Below are 17,545 nucleotides of genomic sequence, written 5' to 3'. Positions count from 1 at the left end.
TATTTTATGTTCGCAAGTTCTAGAGGCTTGTTATATTAGGAACGAATTCAACTATTTCAATTGACATTGGCGATCGTTCTGCCGTGAAATAACGGCACTTACAGGAGAATCGCTGGCTCTAGCTTGGGTAAGCTTTGCTACCTATATAACTGAGTTGAAAACTAACTTTCTCGCGCCGTCAATAGCGACTAATGTGACTGTTGAATGAGATTGAAAGTCTGTAGTGTTTGATTTTTAAAGTTGATGTTTTTTTAATATGAGGAGTGAGGAGTGGACAAGATCGATTTTTTTTTAAAAGCCGTAAGTATTGGTACAGCTATAGTTTTGAGTAACGTAACTTTGGCTGCTGCCGAAGCATCTACCAAAGCAAATAAACATTTAAATACGATTGAACCTTATCCGCAGTTTGAAGCTCATTTTCTCTCTGCCAAAGGATTATTTAAACCAGTAGTAGTTAGCCCCAAAAGTAACAAATTAGTAAATACAGACAGCAATTTGACTATTGAGTCGGTACCAATAATCTCTCAGTCAACACCAACGCCAGCATCTTCAGAAAATAGAACTAACATTTTAGAATCGGCAGAAGAGCCAATTCCCAACCCAGAAATTCTCAATCCTAATGCTAATCCCTTGCTGTTTCCTACTAAACCTAGTGAAGTTGATGTTGATGCCCCCCAACCGATTACTTTAAGACAGGCATTGGAATTAGCAATTAAAAATAACAAAGATATACAGGTGTCGCGTCTGAATGTAGAGCGATCGCAGGAAGAACTACGTCAGGCAAGAGCCGATCTATATCCGACTTTTAGTACTTCAGTAAATGTTCAAAATGCTCGCTCTGCGGGTGCAGATTTAAGTGAGGCAGCCGCAGAGGCAGCTATAGAGGGAGCAGATCCTGTGACTGCACAACAGTTAGAGCAACAGTTTGGAAGTACCAATGAATCTAGTACTAGCTTTGATGGCTCTGTGTCAGTCAACTACGATATTTATACAGGAGGTAGAAGAGGAGCAGATATTCGCCGAGCCAAAAGACAACTACGTTTTAATGAATTAGATTTAGAAACAATCGTCGAACAAACACGCTTTGACACTGCCAGCGACTATTACCAACTGCAAAATAGCGATGCACAAGTAGAAATTCAGCGTGCTGCCGTAGAAGATGCCCAACAAACACTCAAAGACGCACAGCTTTTAGAGCAGGCAGGATTAGGTACGCGCTTTGAAGTTTTACAAGCCGAAGTAGAACTTGCTCAGGCACAGCAGGATTTGACTACCGCTATAGCTAATCAAAACATTGCCAGAAGACAGCTAGCAGAAACCTTGAGTTTGGGGCAACAGGTTAACTTAAGAAGTGCTGATGCGATCGAAGAAGCTGGTAATTGGAACTTGACTCTACCCCAAAGTATCGTACTAGCATATAAAAATCGTGCCGAATTAGAACAATTTTTACTACAAAGGGAAATTAACGCGGCGCAAAGACAAATTGCTTTAGCAGATATTAGACCTCAAGTAAGTGTAACTGGTAGTTACCAGCTATTTAATGGTTTTAATGATGATGTCGATAAGTTGGGTGATGGTTACACTGCTGCGGCGATTGTTCAGTGGCAGTTCTTTGACGGTGGCGCAGCTCGTGCTATAGCCGACCAGGAAGAAACCGATATTGACATTGCTGAAACACAGTTTGCCGACCAGCGCAATCAGGTACGTTTTGAAGTGGAGCAAGCTTACTACGGTTTGGAAGCCAACCAGGAAAACATCGACACTGCTACTAGAGGAGTAAATTTAGCCGAAGAAAGTTTACGACTGGCGAGATTGCGTTTTCAGGCTGGTGTAGGTACGCAAACCGATGTTATTAACGCTCAAACAGCCTTAACTCAGGCGAGAGGCGATTTAGTAAGCGCAATTATTGACTACAATCAGTCTTATGTTCAACTGCAACGTGCGGTTACTAATTTACCTGATAATAGTTTGTACGATTTACCATAGACGAAAATATATTAGGTAGCGGGTAATGGGTAGTTTATCTTGACTTGCTACTCACTACTCACTACTCACTACTCGTCTATATTCGCAATTCCATCATTTTTTGTAAGGCTTCAGCGATTTGTTCTGGCTGTACGATGGTCAATCTTTCCAAAGCACCGTTGTAAGGGGTAGGAATGTCCTGGGAAGATAAACGCAGTACTGGCGCATCTAGTTCGTCAAATAGCTGTTCGTTAATCAAAGCGACTAATTCGGCAGCTATACCGCCTGTTTTCATACATTCTTCGACAATAATCACTTTATGAGTCTTTTGTACCGACTCCCGAATTGTTTCCATATCAAAAGGCTTGAGAGAAATTAGATCGATAATTTCGGGGTCGTAACCCTGTTTTTCGATCGCCTTTAAAGCCTGGGTGCAGTGATGGCGCATCCGCGAATAGGTAAGAATAGTAACGTCTTTGCCTTTACGAACAATTTCTGCTTTGTCTAGAGGTACGATATATTCTTCTTCTGGCAAATCGTCTTTGAGGTTGTAAAGTAAGACATGTTCAAAAAATAATACGGGGTTGTCGTCGCGAATCGCTGCTTTTAATAAACCTTTAGCATTGTAGGCAGTAGAACAGGCAACAATTTTTAAGCCAGGTACGGCATGGAAATACGCTTCTAACCTTTGAGAGTGTTCTGCACCCAACTGTCTGCCTACACCTCCAGGTCCTCTAATTACCATCGGGATTTTAAAGTTACCGCCCGAAGTGTAGCGCAGCATTCCCGCATTGTTAGCAATTTGGTTGAACGCTAACAATAAAAAGCCCATGTTCATCCCTTCAATAATCGGGCGCAAGCCAGTGAGAGCCGCTCCTACCGCCATACCACAGAAACTATTTTCGGCGATGGGAGTATCTAACAGACGTAAATCTCCATACTTTTTATACAGATCTTTAGTAACTTTGTACGAACCACCATAGTGTCCGACATCTTCTCCCAAGACAAAGACGGTGTTATCTCTTGCCATTTCTTCGTCTGTCGCTTCTCTTAAAGCGTTAAACATCAAAGTTTCAGCCATAAGTATATTTATCTAACCTCAGCAAAAATTAATCCTACCACTATCTATCTAGCCACAAATGTAACTTAGATTAGTTTGCCAAAATCCAAGTATCTTTACTACCGCCACCTTGAGTAGAGTTGACTACTAAAGAATCTTTGACCAAAGCTACTCTGGTTAAGCCTCCAGGAAAAACATACAGGCGATCGCCCTGGTGTAAGATATAGGGGCGCAAGTCTACGTGTCTGCCTGCTATGTTGCCATCAACTAATGTAGGAATACGAGATAGAGCAAGTGTCGGTTGAGCGATATATTCTCTGGGTTGGGCTTTAATTTTTTGCGCGAATGTTTCTCTTTCTTCCTGGCTAGCTTTATTACCAATTAACATTCCCTTGCCCCCCTCGCCACTAGCCGCTTTGACTACCAGCTTATCTAAATTATCTAAAACATAGGCGCGATCGCTTTCCTGCCAGCAGAGATAGGTAGGAACATTAGATAATAGGGGTTCTTCATCTAGATAGTAGCGAATCATTTCTGGTACGTAAGCGTAAATTACCTTGTCGTCTGCTACTCCCGTACCGACGGCATTGGCTACGGCGAGCTTACCTTGTTTGCATAGAGCAATAATTGCTGCCGTACCGCTGTCATAGTTGTTGCCTGGCATCTTATCTAGCAGATCGAAATTGGCGCGACGGTAGAGAACGTCAATCTGCTGTAATCGTTCATCGTCGTGTAATTTCAAGTAACCATCATCGATAACCAAATCTTTTGGTTCTACTAAATAAGCTCCCATTTGCTCGGCTAAGAAAGAATGCTCGAAATATGCCGTTTCGTGGCTACCTGGGGTTATTACTGCTATAGTTGGTTTTTTATCGCCAAGAAAATTATTCTGCATGGTTTTTAATAGTTCTTGGGGATAGTTTGCAATTGGTTCGACTGCTACTTTGTCCAATAGTTGTGGTGTAACTTGCTTCATGGTCGAGCGATTGTAAAGCGCGTAGGCAATACCAGAGGGGATACGCAGATTGTCTTCTAGTACAAACCAACTTCCGTCTTTGTCTTTAACTAGATCGATACCGCTAACATGGCACCAAACGTCATTAGGTGGCTTCATGCCCATACATTCGGGAACAAAACCAACTGCTGAAGTTACAATATTTTCTGGAATAATACCATCGCTAATAATTTGCTGGCGATCGTAGATATCGGCGCAAAATAAATTGAGAGCGCGAACTCTTTGTTTTAAACCTGCTTCTAACTTTTGCCATTCTTTGGCAGCAATAATTCTGGGAATAATATCGAAAGGCAAAACTTGTTTTTTACCGTCAACAATATAAATAGCTCCCAAGTCATCTAGTATTTGCTGCGCCTGCTGCTCGATCTTTTCCAGTTCTGCTAATGAGCGTTGCTGAAGCCATTCAACAACTGCTACAACTGGCGATCGCGCCTCGCCAGTAGCTGTCATATACTCATCGAAAAAATTTTCGGTACTATAAGAATCTAAAAGCACGGTTTTTAAAAATTTTCTAAGCTAAAAGCATAATAAAACTAATTTTACTGTTTGTTGCTAGATAGTTTATGACCATAGCTACTGAAACCACTCTTATCAGTCGAGAAGAAGCCCAAACTTTAATTGAAGCGGCGATCGCACAATCGGAAGCAGAAGCAGTATTTATCAGTCTGAGTGCGAGCGAATCTGCTCTCAGCCGCTTTAGCGAAAATCAGATCGGGCAAAATATTCGCAAAAATAAGTTCAACCTGACGGCAACTAGCTATTTTGGCAAGCGCAGTGCTTCGGCATCTACCACCGAACTGGATAAAGACGCTATTACTCAGACTTTACGCCGTTCGGAAGCTTTAGCTCGTTTTGCCCCAGAAGATCCAGAATGGGTAGAATTGCTGCCGCCTCAAAGTTACGAAGAACGTGTTCCAGCTTTCGATCGCGCCACTGCTAATTTTTCCCCATTAGCTAAAGGAGAAATGATTCAAAAAGTCTGTTCCTTGAGCAAAAAGGCAGGGGTAAATGGTTCGGGAACCCTAAGTACGGATACTTCACTATACGCCATCGGTAACTCTCGCGGTTTATTAGTCAGCGATCGCGGTACGGATGCCAATTTTAGCTTTACCGCTCGTTTGGACAATGGTTCTAGCTGGAGTAGGCGCACCGCCTGGAGCGTATCGCAGTTGCCAATTGAGGAAACTACAGAAAGAGTTATCGAACGGGCGATCGCTTCGGTTAATCCCCGTGAAATTAAACCAGAAGACTATACGGTTATCTTTGAACCTGCGGCGATGAGCAGTCTGTTACCCTGGGTAATTTGGAATTTAGATGCGCGCTCGGCTGATGAAGGGCGATCGTTTATGTCCCGTAGCGATGAAACTGGAGCTATGGGTAATAGAGTTGGGGAGCAGTTGTTCAATCCTATCGTGCAGGTACAGCGCAATCCCGCTCATCCTCTGTTACAGTCGGGTAGATTTTTTGGTAACGGTTTGGCTAATAGCTATTTAGACATTATCAAAGATGGTATTCCCCAAACCTTATCCTACAGTCAGTATTGGGCAGAAAAACAGGGCAAACAACCTACTGGCGCAATGTATCCCATCGTGATGACTGGCTCGTCACAAAGCATCGAAGATTTAATAACTAGCACCGAACGAGGTATTTTTGTCAGTCGCGCCTGGTACGTGCGTTATGTTAACCCCCGCACCTTAGAAGTAACGGGAATGACTAGAGATGGTACTTTCCTCATTGAAGATGGTAAGCTAGCATATCCCATTAAAAATTTACGCTTCAATCAAAGTTTACCTGAAATGCTAAATAATGTTGTCGCAGTGAGTGAAGCGCAGCGTTGTGGCAGTAGCGTTATTCCTGGTTGCCAAGTTGAGAATTTTCACTTTAGCAGCGTAACAGATAGTGTATGAGCCAGTTTAACTATTACGACAATATTGCTCATCTCTACGATCGCACTCGCTGGATGACAGAATCAGTTGCTGAAGAAATTGCAGAATTTATTTTGGAATTAGTAAAGGCGACTCCTACAACTTCTTTTTTAGAACCTGGGGTCGGTACTGGTTTAAATGTTCTGCCTTTAGTTAAACGCGGCTACTCTGTGACTGGAATCGATATTTCTCAAGAAATGATCGATCGCTTCAGACAAAAACTGCACGAAATTCCGCTAAATCTCAAGCTCATTCATGCCGATGCTTCACAACTACCTTTTACAGACTGTAGTTTTGACGTTGTGTTAACAGTTAACATGATTCATACGGTTGCAAATTGGCAGCAATTTTTGAGAGAGATCGATCGCGTTTTAAAACCACAAGGTTTTTACCTCAACGCTCGCTGGATTACTCCACCAGCACGTCTGGAATTTGAGAATTACTTGAGAGCTATTTTGGCTGAGTATCGAGTCGAACCAAGATCGAAAGTAGTCGAAATCGATATAGAAAGCTATTTTCAGAGCCAAGGTTATCAATCTAATTATGCGATCGCGTCTGAATGGACGGTAAGCAACTCTGTTGAAGAACTTCTTAGCTTCTATAAATTAAAAGCGTACGGTTTATGTTGGAGCGTGTCAGATAAAATTTTTAAGCGAATAATAAAAAAGTTTGAAGAGTTTTGTGTAAAAAAATACGGTTCTTTAACTAGACAGTTATCGTCTCAAGCCAAATACGAAGTTTGGATTTATGCTGCTTGCTAATATAGGTTTTGTATCCCAAAAGCTAAGATTATTTACCGTCATCTAATTTGTGTATTTAGCTAAAAGCCATTAACGGAAACAAGCCCTGGACATTTACAGCCGCTTTACTAATGTAACCCGCAATAATTTTTTGCAGATCTTCTAGTAAGTAAGGTTTATTCAAATAGCGATCGCAGCCTTCAAGTAAAAGGCGATCGCATTCTTGCTGCTGAGTTATTGCCGTTACTGCTACAATTGGAATTTTTTTAGTCCGAGGATTCCCTTTTAGTTGCCGCACCAAGCTCAAGCCATTTTCCTTACCAAGCATAATATCTAACAAAATTAATGCTGGCTGCTGCCGCTCGATAATTGCTCTAGCTTCTTCTAAATTTCTTGCTGCTACAAAAGTATACTTTAAAAAAATCAGTGCGTGAGAAATAAACAGTAAATTATCTTCGTTATCTTCAATAACTAATATTATCGGTACTTGTTTACTTTGCAGAGAATTTGACTTCAGTTTCATCAAATTGATTCCTCTTTTTTACTGAAAAAGTATAATTTGAGCGCAAAAAGCTAAAAACTTAGCTTTGAGCATAAGTTTACAATAAAACAAAATAGGTCAACTTTGCCTGTATCAAATACCTTTGATTAAGTATTTATTAATACTTTTTAAATTAAGTTTATCTGTAAGCCAATTAATCATAACACAAAGAAAAAAAACTTAATAAACTTTAGTTGCGCTCGCAAAAGAAAATTTTTAGCTTAACGGCAAGAAGTCTCACCGTAATTTTTAATTCTATATTGAAACTAAAAAAAGGGTTTGAACTTGTCAAACCCCTAGCTCGAACGAACTTATTTTTTTAAATGGCGTTATATTGCCATAGCTTAAAATTTAAAATTAAGCAAACCACTCTTCAACTGCTTCTTCTTTAGTATTTGTATTGCGGGAAGGAGTTTCGCGCTCGAACTTCATGTGAATCGAACGGGTTTGTTCCCCATCGACTGCTACTGCTTTGATGGGATAGTCGATTAAACCATCCTGGAAAGACATCTGGAAGCGGAAAGTTCCGTCAGGATTGAGCTTAATTTGGCGATCGCCGATAGTTACGGTGGCATCGGGTTCGGTAGCACCATAAACGATTAGTTCTGCGTCGGCAACCAGCCAGAACTGACGAGGACGGGGAGGTACGACATCAGCAGAAAAGCCAACACCAGACATATTCAAGCCCGATACATTTGGTACAGCCCACATACCAACGCCAGAGGGGAAGACATAAGAGCTAACTGCCTGTTCGGGAACTTGCTGCATCGATCCAAACAAAGAGCCTGCAACGCGCATAGCTTCGGTAGTTTTAGTCATACCAAAGACGCGGTCGTAAATCTTGTTACCTTCGGCAACTCCTTCGGCTGTAACGCTTGCTTGTTTCTTAGCAGGAGGAACTAACTCGTAGAAAGTTTTACCTCGTAAATCTTCTTCCCAATTAACCGTAATGAAGGCATCTTCAATCCAGTCTGAAGGATAGACGGGAGGAATACTAACTGCTGTCGAACGAGCTAGAATTAGCCAACGACCATCCGCACAGCGATAGCCAATATCAGCCACGTAATTGCGATCGCTTACGGGAATGGGTAGATACCATTCTCTTGCCATTTCATCACAAAGATATTCTTGAACGCTGTGAGGGGCTTGAGTATCGATGTTGATGTCAGTAACGTCATAAAGACGCAGGGCTAACTGCTGTCCGCCCTGACGACGTAGTTCTTCTTTACGATCGTTAGGAACATCCCAATATGCGTATGCCCATTGAGGATCGCGAGGCATTAGCACGATACGACTTTCGCCATAGCCGTCGGGTAGCTCTCCTAAATCGCGATCGACCGAAGTTAAAGAATCGGTTTGATTATCTTCTTGACCTACTTCAAATTTTGCAGCTTCCACTTCTTGCTCCTCTGTAACTACTATTGAATTTTGAGAAAATCTTTCTGTTTCCGATCTTGTTATTGCTTCTTTAATGGCAGTCAGTAATTGCGCTTTACGCATCCGACTGTAGCGAGAAATGCTAAACTCGCTGGCAACTTTTCTCAGTTGCCTTAAAGTCATTTCTTCTAATGGTGGACGTTCTTTTGCCATTGTGTGTACAGTCTCCAGTTTGTAGACGATATTTAATTAGGCGATATCTCCAGATTTAAAATAATTAAAGCTTTTTCTATTTGTGTTTTGTCTACTAAAAATTATTCAAACAATATTGGATACTTTCCAATATTTGTCTATCTGTATTGTTTGTCGCAGGCATTTTGTTCTATACGGTGTTTTGTAAATTTGAGTCTGTTTGTATTCAAACTGCTAATAGCAAAATTTCCGCTCTTCACAAATTTAATTTTTAGTTTGATGAATTAAATAAAAATCGGTCTGCGACTGCTTAACTATATTTAACAAAAAAATTTTTGAGATATCCAGGGGTCAAACTAACGAATAATGTTTATCAAACGAATTTCCTGGCTTTTGGGGATCGTTATGCGATCGTTTCATGACTTTTGCGATCCCCGCAATGATATTTTGATAAACAAAGTTAATAACTAGAATTGAAATTACTAATCAAAATCCTTGAAAAGTCTTGGCAGTTAGTCAATTTAAGCAATGTCAATAAATTTTGATTTTTGGCTCAAAAAAAATAGAGACGCGAGCATTTTCTCGAACGCCTCTATTTTTTTACTCTGGTTTATGACCTTTTCCCGAATACAACTAGATAATTTTGATAGCTTATTCGAGAAGGATTGGGGTACTAGTGTTTTTACAACTTGGCTAACTCTTCAGACACAGTATCGATAGTAAAACGAATTTGCTCTTCAGTATGATTGCAGGTAACAAAAAACCTCAAGCGAGCCTCATTTTGGGGTACAGAAGGATAAATCATAAAAGGAACGTTAATTCCTCGCTGGAAAAGCTGCTGCGATAGCTGAATCGATTTAAGCGAGTCGCCAACAATAATTGGAATTACAGGAGAATCTTTACTCATCCCCGTTTTCAGTCCTTTAGCTCTAGCTAGTTCTAAAAACAACTTAGCTCTAGCTTGTAAAATAACGGCTCGTTCTGGTTCTGCTTTAAGAACGCGGACTGCTGCTAAAGTCGCTGCTGTGTTAGGAGGAGACATCCCCACGCTAAAAACAAAACCTGGAGCAGTATATTTAAGATACTCTACCAAAGCGCGATCGCCAGCGATATAGCCACCGCAGCTAGCAAACGACTTGCTGAGAGTTCCCATCCAGATATCGACATCGCGAGGATTTACACCAAAATATTCGCTTATACCCCTACCGCTGTTACCTATCGTTCCCATTGAATGAGCTTCATCGACCATCAAAAATGCTTTGTAGCGTTTTTTCAGCGCGATAAACTGAGGTAGATCGGCAATATCACCATCGGTACTGTATACACCTTCAATGGCAATCAAAACTCGTTGATAGCGGTGGCGACGCTCGCGTAAAATTTTGGCTAGAGCCGCAGCGTCGTTATGGGGAAAAGCTACCAAGCTCGCTCCCGAAAGAAAACAGCCTTGTAGAATGCTGTTATGACTGAGAGAGTCGTAGATAACCAGATCGTTTTTACCAAACAGATGCCCGATGGTAGTAACGTTGGTAGCGTGTCCGCCTACCATGACGATACTATCTTCTACACCAATAAAGTCGGCAATTTCAGCTTCTAATTCTTTGTGTAAGGGTTTTTCTCCTGAAATTAGGCGACTGGCACAGGCAGAGGTTCCGTAAAGATCTGTAGCATCTTTAGCTGCCTGCGAAACCACAGGATCGCCGCACATTCCAACATAATTATAGGTGGCAAAATTTATTAGTTCTCTACCGTTAACGGTTGTTTTGTCATTAACTATTTTTTCTTGGGGAACAAAAAAAGGATTGCCCTTACCTAAGCTAGATACTCGCTCGAGCTGAGAACGCAACTTTTGATATTCGGGGAATCGGTCAAAAATATAGTTTTCTGGCAAAATTTCTGCTACCTCATTTGGTTGGCAGGCTTCGGTTTCCAAACTTACGCTGGTTTCCTCAGAAGAAACAGGCTTGAAGTTGGTCGCTAAATATTTAGCTAAAGTTTCAATGTTTTTATAATCCCAAAGCAAAGTAGGGGAAAGCCGACAGCCCAGATAATTTTCTAATTCTCCTGAGAGGTTGATAGCTTCGGCTGAATCCAGACCGAATTCGTCAAAATCTTGGCTTACATCTATTTGATTGGGTTCAATTGCTAATATTTGTGACAGCTTGTCGATCAGCCATCCTTCAATGACTTCTGTTTTAGATGAATTACTAAGATTTTGTAACGTACCATTTCTCAGAGAAACATTTTTGTTTTCCTTACCGTTCCAGGTTTCATTTAATAGTGTCATTATTAACTCCTACACCACTTTATTTTTTAACTTTTGGTCTAGCCGACACTTTCCCAGACCATGCGCTCGGATACGATGGTTATTTTGCCACGAACCCCCGCCAAAATACTAGTGTATTTAGCAGGGGTTGGTGTTAGTCGATTTATTTTCAATTGCTCGGCGACCTCATTCTGGTTAAAAATAAATTACTAGATTTAGATTGAATCTATAACAAACCAGTTTAGATCGCCACTCGTCCAATGAAAGATATTTCACTTTTTAGCTGGCAATATATTCACGGACAAAAGAACGTCTGCGTCTAAGTTGTGATAGAGCTTGATGCTCTAGTTGACGTACTCGTTCGCGGCTAAGACTCATTCTTTGACCAATTTTAGCTAAAGATAGTTCCTTGCCATCTTCTAGCCCAAAACGCAAGGATAATACCTCTCGTTGCTGGGGAGTCAAATCTGCTAGCAAATCGTATAAATCTTGTCTGAGCAGTTGCTGAGTTGCATAATTGTCGGGAGAAATGCCGTCATCTTCTAAAAGTTCCGACAATTCCGTATCTTGATTATCGCCGACGCGTACGTCTAGTGAAATTGGTTGGCGAGCTACGCTTAAATACTCCCGAATTTGGGAAGTTTCTAAGCCCAATTCTGCCGCTATCTCTTTTGGTTCGGCACTACGTCCGAGTTTTTGGGCTAGTTCTCGCTGGGTTTTTTTAATTTTGTTGAGTTTTTCGGTAATGTGAATTGGCAAACGAATCGTGCGAGCCTGTTGGGCGATCGCTCTAGTAATTGCCTGTCGAATCCACCAGTAAGCATAAGTAGAAAATTTGTATCCTTTAGTGGGATCGAATTTTTCTACTCCTCTTTCCAAACCCAAACTTCCTTCCTGAATTAGATCGAGAAATTCCATATTGCGCTTCTGGTATTTTTTAGCGATCGCTACTACCAGACGCAAATTAGCCTCGATCATTTTTCTTTTCGACCGTTGTCCTATCTTGACAACCCTGTCTAGTTCTACTTCACTCATTTGGACTTCGTTAGCCCACTCCTTCAGACTGAGTTGACGATCTAACTTTTGCTCTAACTCTTCTTTTACTGCCAACAGGGTCATCATTTTCTGTACGTGCTTGCCATAAACAATTTCTTGTTCGTGGGTTAACAACGGTACCCTACCAATTTCATGCAGATAAGTTCTAACCATATCTGCTGAATGGTTTGCTTTTTTTGTCGATTTATCAATTTTGGCTTTGGGCATCTTTACAGTTCTGACTCCTTTGAAGTTATCAAAAGTCCGTCGATTTAGCTGAATTTCAACCTATTCAATCCGAAATATCGGCAAGAGGAATATTTTTATTCTTCTTGGTGTTTATTGGTCAACTCAACTCAAATTGGCGTTCGGTTATTTTAGACGTTGAAAACTAGTTAAAGGTTCGATAAAAATTTCAAAAATTGCTTAACAATCTAACCTCAAACGGATTTTTAACGTTATGTAAACTACAGTATCGCTACTAAGTTTATTATCGATCGAAAATAGTTGCTATTTAAAGCTATTGATAGGAGGGATTGCCGAACTAACTCATAATGACTGTTTTTATTTAAGGTGTAGATAACAATAAGTCTGAATAGAGAAAAAACAGAGAATAGTAAGCAGTAAATAGTGAATATTACTAAAAACTCATGTAGCTCAATAGCAATGTTGCGATCGCCAGCCAAAGCAAAAAACAGTAACGAGTGAGCCGTAAAGCCCCAATTATTTTCTCTGGAGTAATAGATTCAACTAAATTTCCCAACAGCGGCTTAACTTTGGCTATTCCTTGATAAAAATTAGTACCTCCTAACTGAACTTTTAAAATTGCCGCATAAACGCATTCGCTCCAGCCCGAATTAGGACTGGGATCGCTTACTGCGTCGCGTCTGCATAAAGCTAAAACTCGTAAGGGAGAACCAGAAAAGCAACTGAGAGTCAGTACGGTCAACCGACAGGGAAGCCACGTCAGATAATCTTCCAGTCTCGCGCTAAACCAACCTAAATCTGTATGGGGTTCGCGGCGATATCCTATCATTGAATCAAGGGTACTAGCAGCTTTATAACCCAATGCTAAAGGCACACTGCCGATTGCAGGAATAAACGCGCCTACAATTGCATAGAATAGCGGAGCGGTAACGCCGTCTACGGCATTTTCTCCTACAGTTTCCAGTAATGCTCGCAATATTTCTGACTCTGATAAATTGTCCGTATCTCTACCAACGTATAAACTCAAGCGAGTCCTCGCCGCAACCAAATCTCCCAAATCAAGAGGCTGTAGAACGTCTTCAATTGCCAATCGCAGACTTTTTCCTGCAAAGCAACTAGCCAGTAAAACTACTGCGGCGAGCTTACCCAGCCAAGGATGAATCCAACTGCCAGACCAAACTATTATCCAGCCAGCCAAGCCGCTACCAAAAATTAAGCCGATACCAAGCCCGATTCCTGCCAAACGTCGCAGTATTGCTTTGTCAGTGCCAGCAATTATCCACTGAGATAAATTTTTAATGCCCCAACCCATAACACGTACGGGATGATACCAGTTCCAAGGATCGCCAATAATAAAATCTGCGATCGCTGCTAGAAATAAAATTAATGCCGAATTGCTAAAACTGGATACGAAAATTGTTGTTAATTCCGAATTTTGTGAACGTTATCTTCCCAATTTTTGCCGTCGAACGGTTTAATTTCAAAGTACGCCATTGCTTCGCCATCAAGAGTGCGGAGGTTGACATCAATCGCGTTGGGATGAGAACGAGGACGATAAAAAGCATGGATACCACAAATAGAGCAAAATGTGTGGCGAGCAATATGGGTATTAAAAGTATAGGTAGTTAAAACATCTTCACCCTTAATAAGAGTAAAATTTTCGGGAGGGACAATTAGATGTAAAAAACCTTTTTTACGGCAAATCGAACAATTACAGTCATCTGCTACAAAGCGATCTATCGACACTTGAAAGCGAACCGCACCGCAGTGGCAGCCTCCCTGAAAAATTTTTGCCTCTTTCTTGTTAGTCATTAAATCGTACCCTAACTAAACAATAAAATTATTTTCTTCACCCTGTGCTGCCTGACGGCTTCGAGCATCATAATATAAATCTGCCAAAGTAATATTATATAGAGCTTCTTTTAATTTTTGATGGAGTCTGCGCCAAAGACTAAATGTCACCCAGTCTTCGGCAATGTTTGTATCGGGGCTATGTTTAGATAAAGGTTCGATAGTTTCTCCTACTGCCTCAAAAATTTTGCCCAGAGAAATTTGTTCGGGACTATGTGCCAACTGGTATCCGCCTCTGGCACCTCTAATTGAAATAACTATGCCAGAACGTCTCATTTCTATCAGCAATTTTTCTAAATATGGAGCTGGTATATCTTGGCGAAGGGCAATTTCTTTAACAGATGTCGGTCCGTATCCTGGTTGCAAACTAAGATCTAGTAGTGCTTTAACACTGTAGTGACTTCTAGTTGTTAACTTCATCTGAATAATTTAGTTGGTAGATAAAGTATATTTATCTGTTTGATTTTATGTATTAAATAGGTATTAAGATAATTTACTCCAATCGAGCTAGTTAAACAAAATTTATTTTTGTTAGTTTAGTTATTTTTGCAAGAGAAGTGTAATATAGTTTTAGATAGATTAGCAAGATAAATATTATTGCTTTGGCATGGCTATAGCTAAAGTGCAAATCTGTAAACCAAATATATAATTTAGTTGTCTTAAGTTAATGGCAAAAACAACTCAGCCCAAACCTTTAGTTGGTCAAGAACTAATTGATAAAGTCAAAAAACTAGATAATCTCTCTAAAGAGCAAAAAGCTCGTGAATGTGGTTACTATACGGTTACTAAGAACGGTGTAGAACGAGTCAACATGATGAAATTTCTTAACGCATTAATTGATGCAGAAGGAATTGAATTAGACAGTACTTCCGACGGACAGGGTAGAGGTGGAAGGTCTGCCAGTTATCGGATTAGCGTTCAGTCTAATGGTAATTTGCTTATTGGTTCGGCATATACTTCTAAGATGGGTTTAAAACGAGGAGATGAGTTTGAAATTACTCTTGGTAGAAAACATATCCACCTCCGACAAATAGGTGGAGATGAAGAAGAATAAACTAACTTGGTAATTGGCATTTTTCAATGTTACTATTTGCAAGTTCATGCTTAGGTTAGTAGCTTCTTAGCTAAAAAATTGAGCTTGCTCRAARMAGYYSGAGCGGAACTTTGAGGTTGTAATGCTATTTCAAGCTAATAATAGTTAACAGCCTCACCCTATTTTTTTCACGCTGCGTCAGTGTTACTATTTATTTTTGGTGTTTTTGACTGCAAGAACCCAAGTATCCTCGACTGTGGGAAATGCGTTAATTTCTTTAGCAGATAGATCGAGTTTCCGAACTGCTTCATTGTTTAGCAACAGATAAGCAGATGAGCTTTCTGTCCAGTATTGCTTTAGCTGTGAAACATTTAAATAAATAATTTGATGTTGGCTATAAAAACTAAGGGCAGAGTTGTTGTTTGTCTCAGAAGTGTAGACAATTTTGGTTTCGGGAACGGTCTGTTGAATTAAATTGGCAAGGGGTTTTAGTGGCTCAAAAGAAGAGCGTTCCCACATCCAGTATGGAGAACTGACAAAAATAAACAGCGATACGTAGAAACCCCAAAATAATAGAGAAATAAATTGAACTTCTCTTCTAATAATTGATACTAGGGCAGCCACTAAAGTAATCGTTAAAGCTATACACAAAATAGCTAAATAAAGATCGAGCCGAGCAAATAATTTACAGTACAAACCAGTAACCGCGATCGCTCCTGCCATTATTACAAAACTAAAACTCAGCCAGCGAGGAAAATCGATAAAGCTTGGCAAACTACGGATTTGCTCTAGTTTGATTCCACCAGCGAGTGCCAGTGCGGGACAAAGTGGTAAAATATACCAGTAGCGACTATCGGTTACGAGCAAAACCGAGAGTAAAGAAATTCCCGCCCAGACTGTTATCAGCTTACTCCAACTCCAGAGAAGATTGGCTCTGACCAACTGTAAGCCAGTAAAAATTACGATTGACCAAGGAAATAAATACTGCAGCCAAATTAAAACACTGTTAAATAGCTGTAAATCTTTATTTACATCAATTGCTTTAATTGTCTCTAGTAATAAATGCCAAATGTCAACAACGGTAGTTGCGTCATGACTATACCACTGCACTACGTACCAAAGCAGCGCGGGAGCAACACCTACAACGATACCGTTCCAAAAATATAGGGAACTAAGCAAACGAGGAGTATCCCAACTAAGAAAAATTAAGATAACCGCCAATAGCCTCAAGCTATCAATGCCGCTACTTAGAGCAGTTGCTCCTAAAGCGATTCCTGCAACTGAAGTCCATCTCAAGTCACGGCGCGATCGCAAAATTGCCCAAATTGTCAAAATTTCCAGACACAACAGTCCACCATCAAAGGTAGCCAAGCGCCCCAAACGAACGATCGGCAAAAAAGTCAGATAAATTGCAGCCGAGAATAAAGCGGGCAGTCGAGCGATAAAAATTTCTCGACCGATTTTGTAGAGCAACAATACCGAAACAGCACTAAATAATGCTCCTGGCAGACGAGTCGTATATTCGCTGATGCCAAAAAAAGTATAGGTAAGAGCGATAAGATTACAGACTAAAAGCGGACAATTAAAAGTCGGTTCTCCCCAAAAAGTCGGAAAAATCCAAGACTTTAGGTCTGATGATGACTCGTAAATTTCGCTAGCCATTTGAGCCAATACCGCTTCTCCATCGCTCAAGGGGAGATTACCCAAGCCGACTAAAAATAAACCCAAAGCCGCTAGTAAGAATCCCGTAACACAAAAATGTTCTAACCAAATTTCTCCGCGACGCGGTTTGGCGGTATAGCGTCTCCAAAGATGAGCTAAATGAGATGACATAAACAGATCGATTGCGAGTTACTCGAGCAAAATTAAATTTGGTTATCCACCAAAAGCAAAAAACGTTCGACTCAGAATATATTTTTCTAACTCAGCTTTAAGCTACGAAGTTACAGCGTCTTGCATAACAATTTGATACAGCATCAAGAATTTAACAATGAATAACGAGCGTTTAGCATTTAACATTAAGCATTTATTGTCTGTAATGGTCAATGTTCATTGTTTACTAGCCTTACTAGTTGCTTCAAGATCGGGATGTTAAAATACTCATCATAAATAATTACTTTAATTGAATATCGAGCAATTAGCGCGATTTTCTATTAGAAATTGGGAGTGTCCTGCTACAGTTTAAAGCGTAATCGGGCGATTGGCTGTTGCGTAGCAAGTCGTAGACTCAGCCAGCGCGCGGAGCGCGGAGGGTCTAACAAATATCGAGAATACCCGACAGTTATTTTACTCTAGTTTCTAAAGCAAAAAATATCTGCACCGAATGCCTAAAAATTATTAG

General features: G+C 40.5%; 14 protein-coding genes. 4 read left to right on the top strand and 10 right to left on the bottom strand.

All coding sequences use genetic code 11. The features are described from left to right. The first annotated feature begins 270 nt into the window (after positions 1-270). Positions 271-1,986: a TolC family protein gene (locus KV40_RS14495; RefSeq protein WP_036482801.1), complete on the top strand. Its 1,716-nt coding sequence runs from the start codon at positions 271-273 to the stop codon at positions 1,984-1,986. Positions 1,987-2,062: 76 nt separating this feature from the next. Here the strand turns inward: KV40_RS14495 and KV40_RS14490 are convergent, their stop codons facing one another. Next, positions 2,063-3,046, bottom strand: coding sequence for an alpha-ketoacid dehydrogenase subunit beta (locus tag KV40_RS14490; protein ID WP_036482798.1), 984 nt, complete (start codon positions 3,044-3,046; stop codon positions 2,063-2,065). Positions 3,047-3,116: 70 nt separating this feature from the next. After that, positions 3,117-4,490, bottom strand: coding sequence for a circularly permuted type 2 ATP-grasp protein (locus KV40_RS14485; RefSeq protein WP_052055662.1), 1,374 nt, complete (start codon positions 4,488-4,490; stop codon positions 3,117-3,119). A 113-nt stretch (positions 4,491-4,603) separates the two neighbouring features. Between KV40_RS14485 and KV40_RS14480 the strand changes: the two genes are divergently transcribed. Continuing rightward, positions 4,604-5,947 (top strand): TldD/PmbA family protein, encoded by a 1,344-nt coding sequence (locus KV40_RS14480; RefSeq protein WP_036482793.1) that lies wholly within the window; start codon positions 4,604-4,606, stop codon positions 5,945-5,947. Then, a complete protein-coding gene (locus KV40_RS14475; protein WP_036482791.1) occupies positions 5,944-6,726 on the top strand; it encodes a class I SAM-dependent methyltransferase in 783 nt (260 codons plus the stop codon). Before KV40_RS14480 ends, KV40_RS14475 begins: the two co-directional genes overlap by 4 nt. Positions 6,727-6,781: 55 nt before the next feature. Here the strand turns inward: KV40_RS14475 and KV40_RS14470 are convergent, their stop codons facing one another. The 7 genes from KV40_RS14470 to KV40_RS14440 form a co-directional block, all read right to left on the bottom strand. Then, positions 6,782-7,228, bottom strand: a complete 447-nt coding sequence (locus KV40_RS14470; RefSeq protein ID WP_052055644.1) for a response regulator — start codon at positions 7,226-7,228, stop codon at positions 6,782-6,784. Positions 7,229-7,603: 375 nt separating this feature from the next. Next, positions 7,604-8,836 (bottom strand): DUF4912 domain-containing protein, encoded by a 1,233-nt coding sequence (locus KV40_RS14465; RefSeq protein WP_036482788.1) that lies wholly within the window; start codon positions 8,834-8,836, stop codon positions 7,604-7,606. 661 nt (positions 8,837-9,497) lie between these two features. Continuing rightward, the gene (locus tag KV40_RS14460; RefSeq protein WP_036482786.1) at positions 9,498-11,099 is read right to left on the bottom strand and encodes an aminotransferase class I/II-fold pyridoxal phosphate-dependent enzyme; all 1,602 of its coding nucleotides are present in this window, start codon (positions 11,097-11,099) and stop codon (positions 9,498-9,500) included. Between the two features lie 258 nt (positions 11,100-11,357). Next, positions 11,358-12,341 carry an RNA polymerase sigma factor, RpoD/SigA family gene (locus tag KV40_RS14455; RefSeq protein ID WP_036482783.1) on the bottom strand — a complete coding sequence of 328 codons (984 nt, stop codon included), beginning with the start codon at positions 12,339-12,341 and terminating at the stop codon, positions 11,358-11,360. A 412-nt stretch (positions 12,342-12,753) separates the two neighbouring features. Then, positions 12,754-13,737: an adenosylcobinamide-phosphate synthase CbiB gene (cbiB, locus tag KV40_RS14450; protein WP_036482780.1), complete on the bottom strand. Its 984-nt coding sequence runs from the start codon at positions 13,735-13,737 to the stop codon at positions 12,754-12,756. Positions 13,738-13,742: 5 nt separating this feature from the next. Continuing rightward, entirely contained in the window at positions 13,743-14,132 is a 390-nt protein-coding gene (locus KV40_RS14445) for a GFA family protein (RefSeq protein ID WP_036482778.1), read from the bottom strand. A gap of 15 nt (positions 14,133-14,147) precedes the next feature. Beyond that, positions 14,148-14,591 carry an RrF2 family transcriptional regulator gene (locus KV40_RS14440; protein WP_036482775.1) on the bottom strand — a complete coding sequence of 148 codons (444 nt, stop codon included), beginning with the start codon at positions 14,589-14,591 and terminating at the stop codon, positions 14,148-14,150. A 247-nt stretch (positions 14,592-14,838) separates the two neighbouring features. Between KV40_RS14440 and KV40_RS14435 the strand changes: the two genes are divergently transcribed. Continuing rightward, the gene (locus KV40_RS14435; protein WP_036482772.1) at positions 14,839-15,225 is read left to right on the top strand and encodes an AbrB family transcriptional regulator; all 387 of its coding nucleotides are present in this window, start codon (positions 14,839-14,841) and stop codon (positions 15,223-15,225) included. A 186-nt stretch (positions 15,226-15,411) separates the two neighbouring features. On the opposite strand, the gene KV40_RS14430 is transcribed toward KV40_RS14435, so the two are convergent. Further along, positions 15,412-17,037: a glycosyltransferase family 39 protein gene (locus KV40_RS14430; protein ID WP_036482769.1), complete on the bottom strand. Its 1,626-nt coding sequence runs from the start codon at positions 17,035-17,037 to the stop codon at positions 15,412-15,414. Positions 17,038-17,545 lie beyond the last annotated feature (508 nt).

This window comes from Myxosarcina sp. GI1, from assembly GCF_000756305.1.
Lineage (GTDB): Bacteria > Cyanobacteriota > Cyanobacteriia > Cyanobacteriales > Xenococcaceae > Myxosarcina.
Note: the sequence above shows the minus strand (reverse complement) of the source record. Positions and strands in the feature narration are given on the sequence as shown.

What these genes read in the sequence shown, in the direction of transcription:
- KV40_RS14490 (WP_036482798.1), bottom strand. Translation starts at nt 3,046, where the DNA reads ATGGCTGAAACTTTGATGTTTAACGCTTTAAGAGAAGCGACAGACGAA.
- KV40_RS14485 (WP_052055662.1), bottom strand. Translation starts at nt 4,490, where the DNA reads ATGACAGCTACTGGCGAGGCGCGATCGCCAGTTGTAGCAGTTGTTGAA.
- KV40_RS14480 (WP_036482793.1), top strand. Translation starts at nt 4,604, where the DNA reads ATGACCATAGCTACTGAAACCACTCTTATCAGTCGAGAAGAAGCCCAA.
- KV40_RS14475 (WP_036482791.1), top strand. Translation starts at nt 5,944, where the DNA reads ATGAGCCAGTTTAACTATTACGACAATATTGCTCATCTCTACGATCGC.
- KV40_RS14470 (WP_052055644.1), bottom strand. Translation starts at nt 7,228, where the DNA reads ATGAAACTGAAGTCAAATTCTCTGCAAAGTAAACAAGTACCGATAATA.
- KV40_RS14465 (WP_036482788.1), bottom strand. Translation starts at nt 8,836, where the DNA reads ATGGCAAAAGAACGTCCACCATTAGAAGAAATGACTTTAAGGCAACTG.
- KV40_RS14460 (WP_036482786.1), bottom strand. Translation starts at nt 11,099, where the DNA reads ATGACACTATTAAATGAAACCTGGAACGGTAAGGAAAACAAAAATGTT.
- KV40_RS14455 (WP_036482783.1), bottom strand. Translation starts at nt 12,341, where the DNA reads ATGCCCAAAGCCAAAATTGATAAATCGACAAAAAAAGCAAACCATTCA.
- KV40_RS14445 (WP_036482778.1), bottom strand. Translation starts at nt 14,132, where the DNA reads ATGACTAACAAGAAAGAGGCAAAAATTTTTCAGGGAGGCTGCCACTGC.
- KV40_RS14440 (WP_036482775.1), bottom strand. Translation starts at nt 14,591, where the DNA reads ATGAAGTTAACAACTAGAAGTCACTACAGTGTTAAAGCACTACTAGAT.
- KV40_RS14435 (WP_036482772.1), top strand. Translation starts at nt 14,839, where the DNA reads ATGGCAAAAACAACTCAGCCCAAACCTTTAGTTGGTCAAGAACTAATT.
- KV40_RS14430 (WP_036482769.1), bottom strand. Translation starts at nt 17,037, where the DNA reads ATGTCATCTCATTTAGCTCATCTTTGGAGACGCTATACCGCCAAACCG.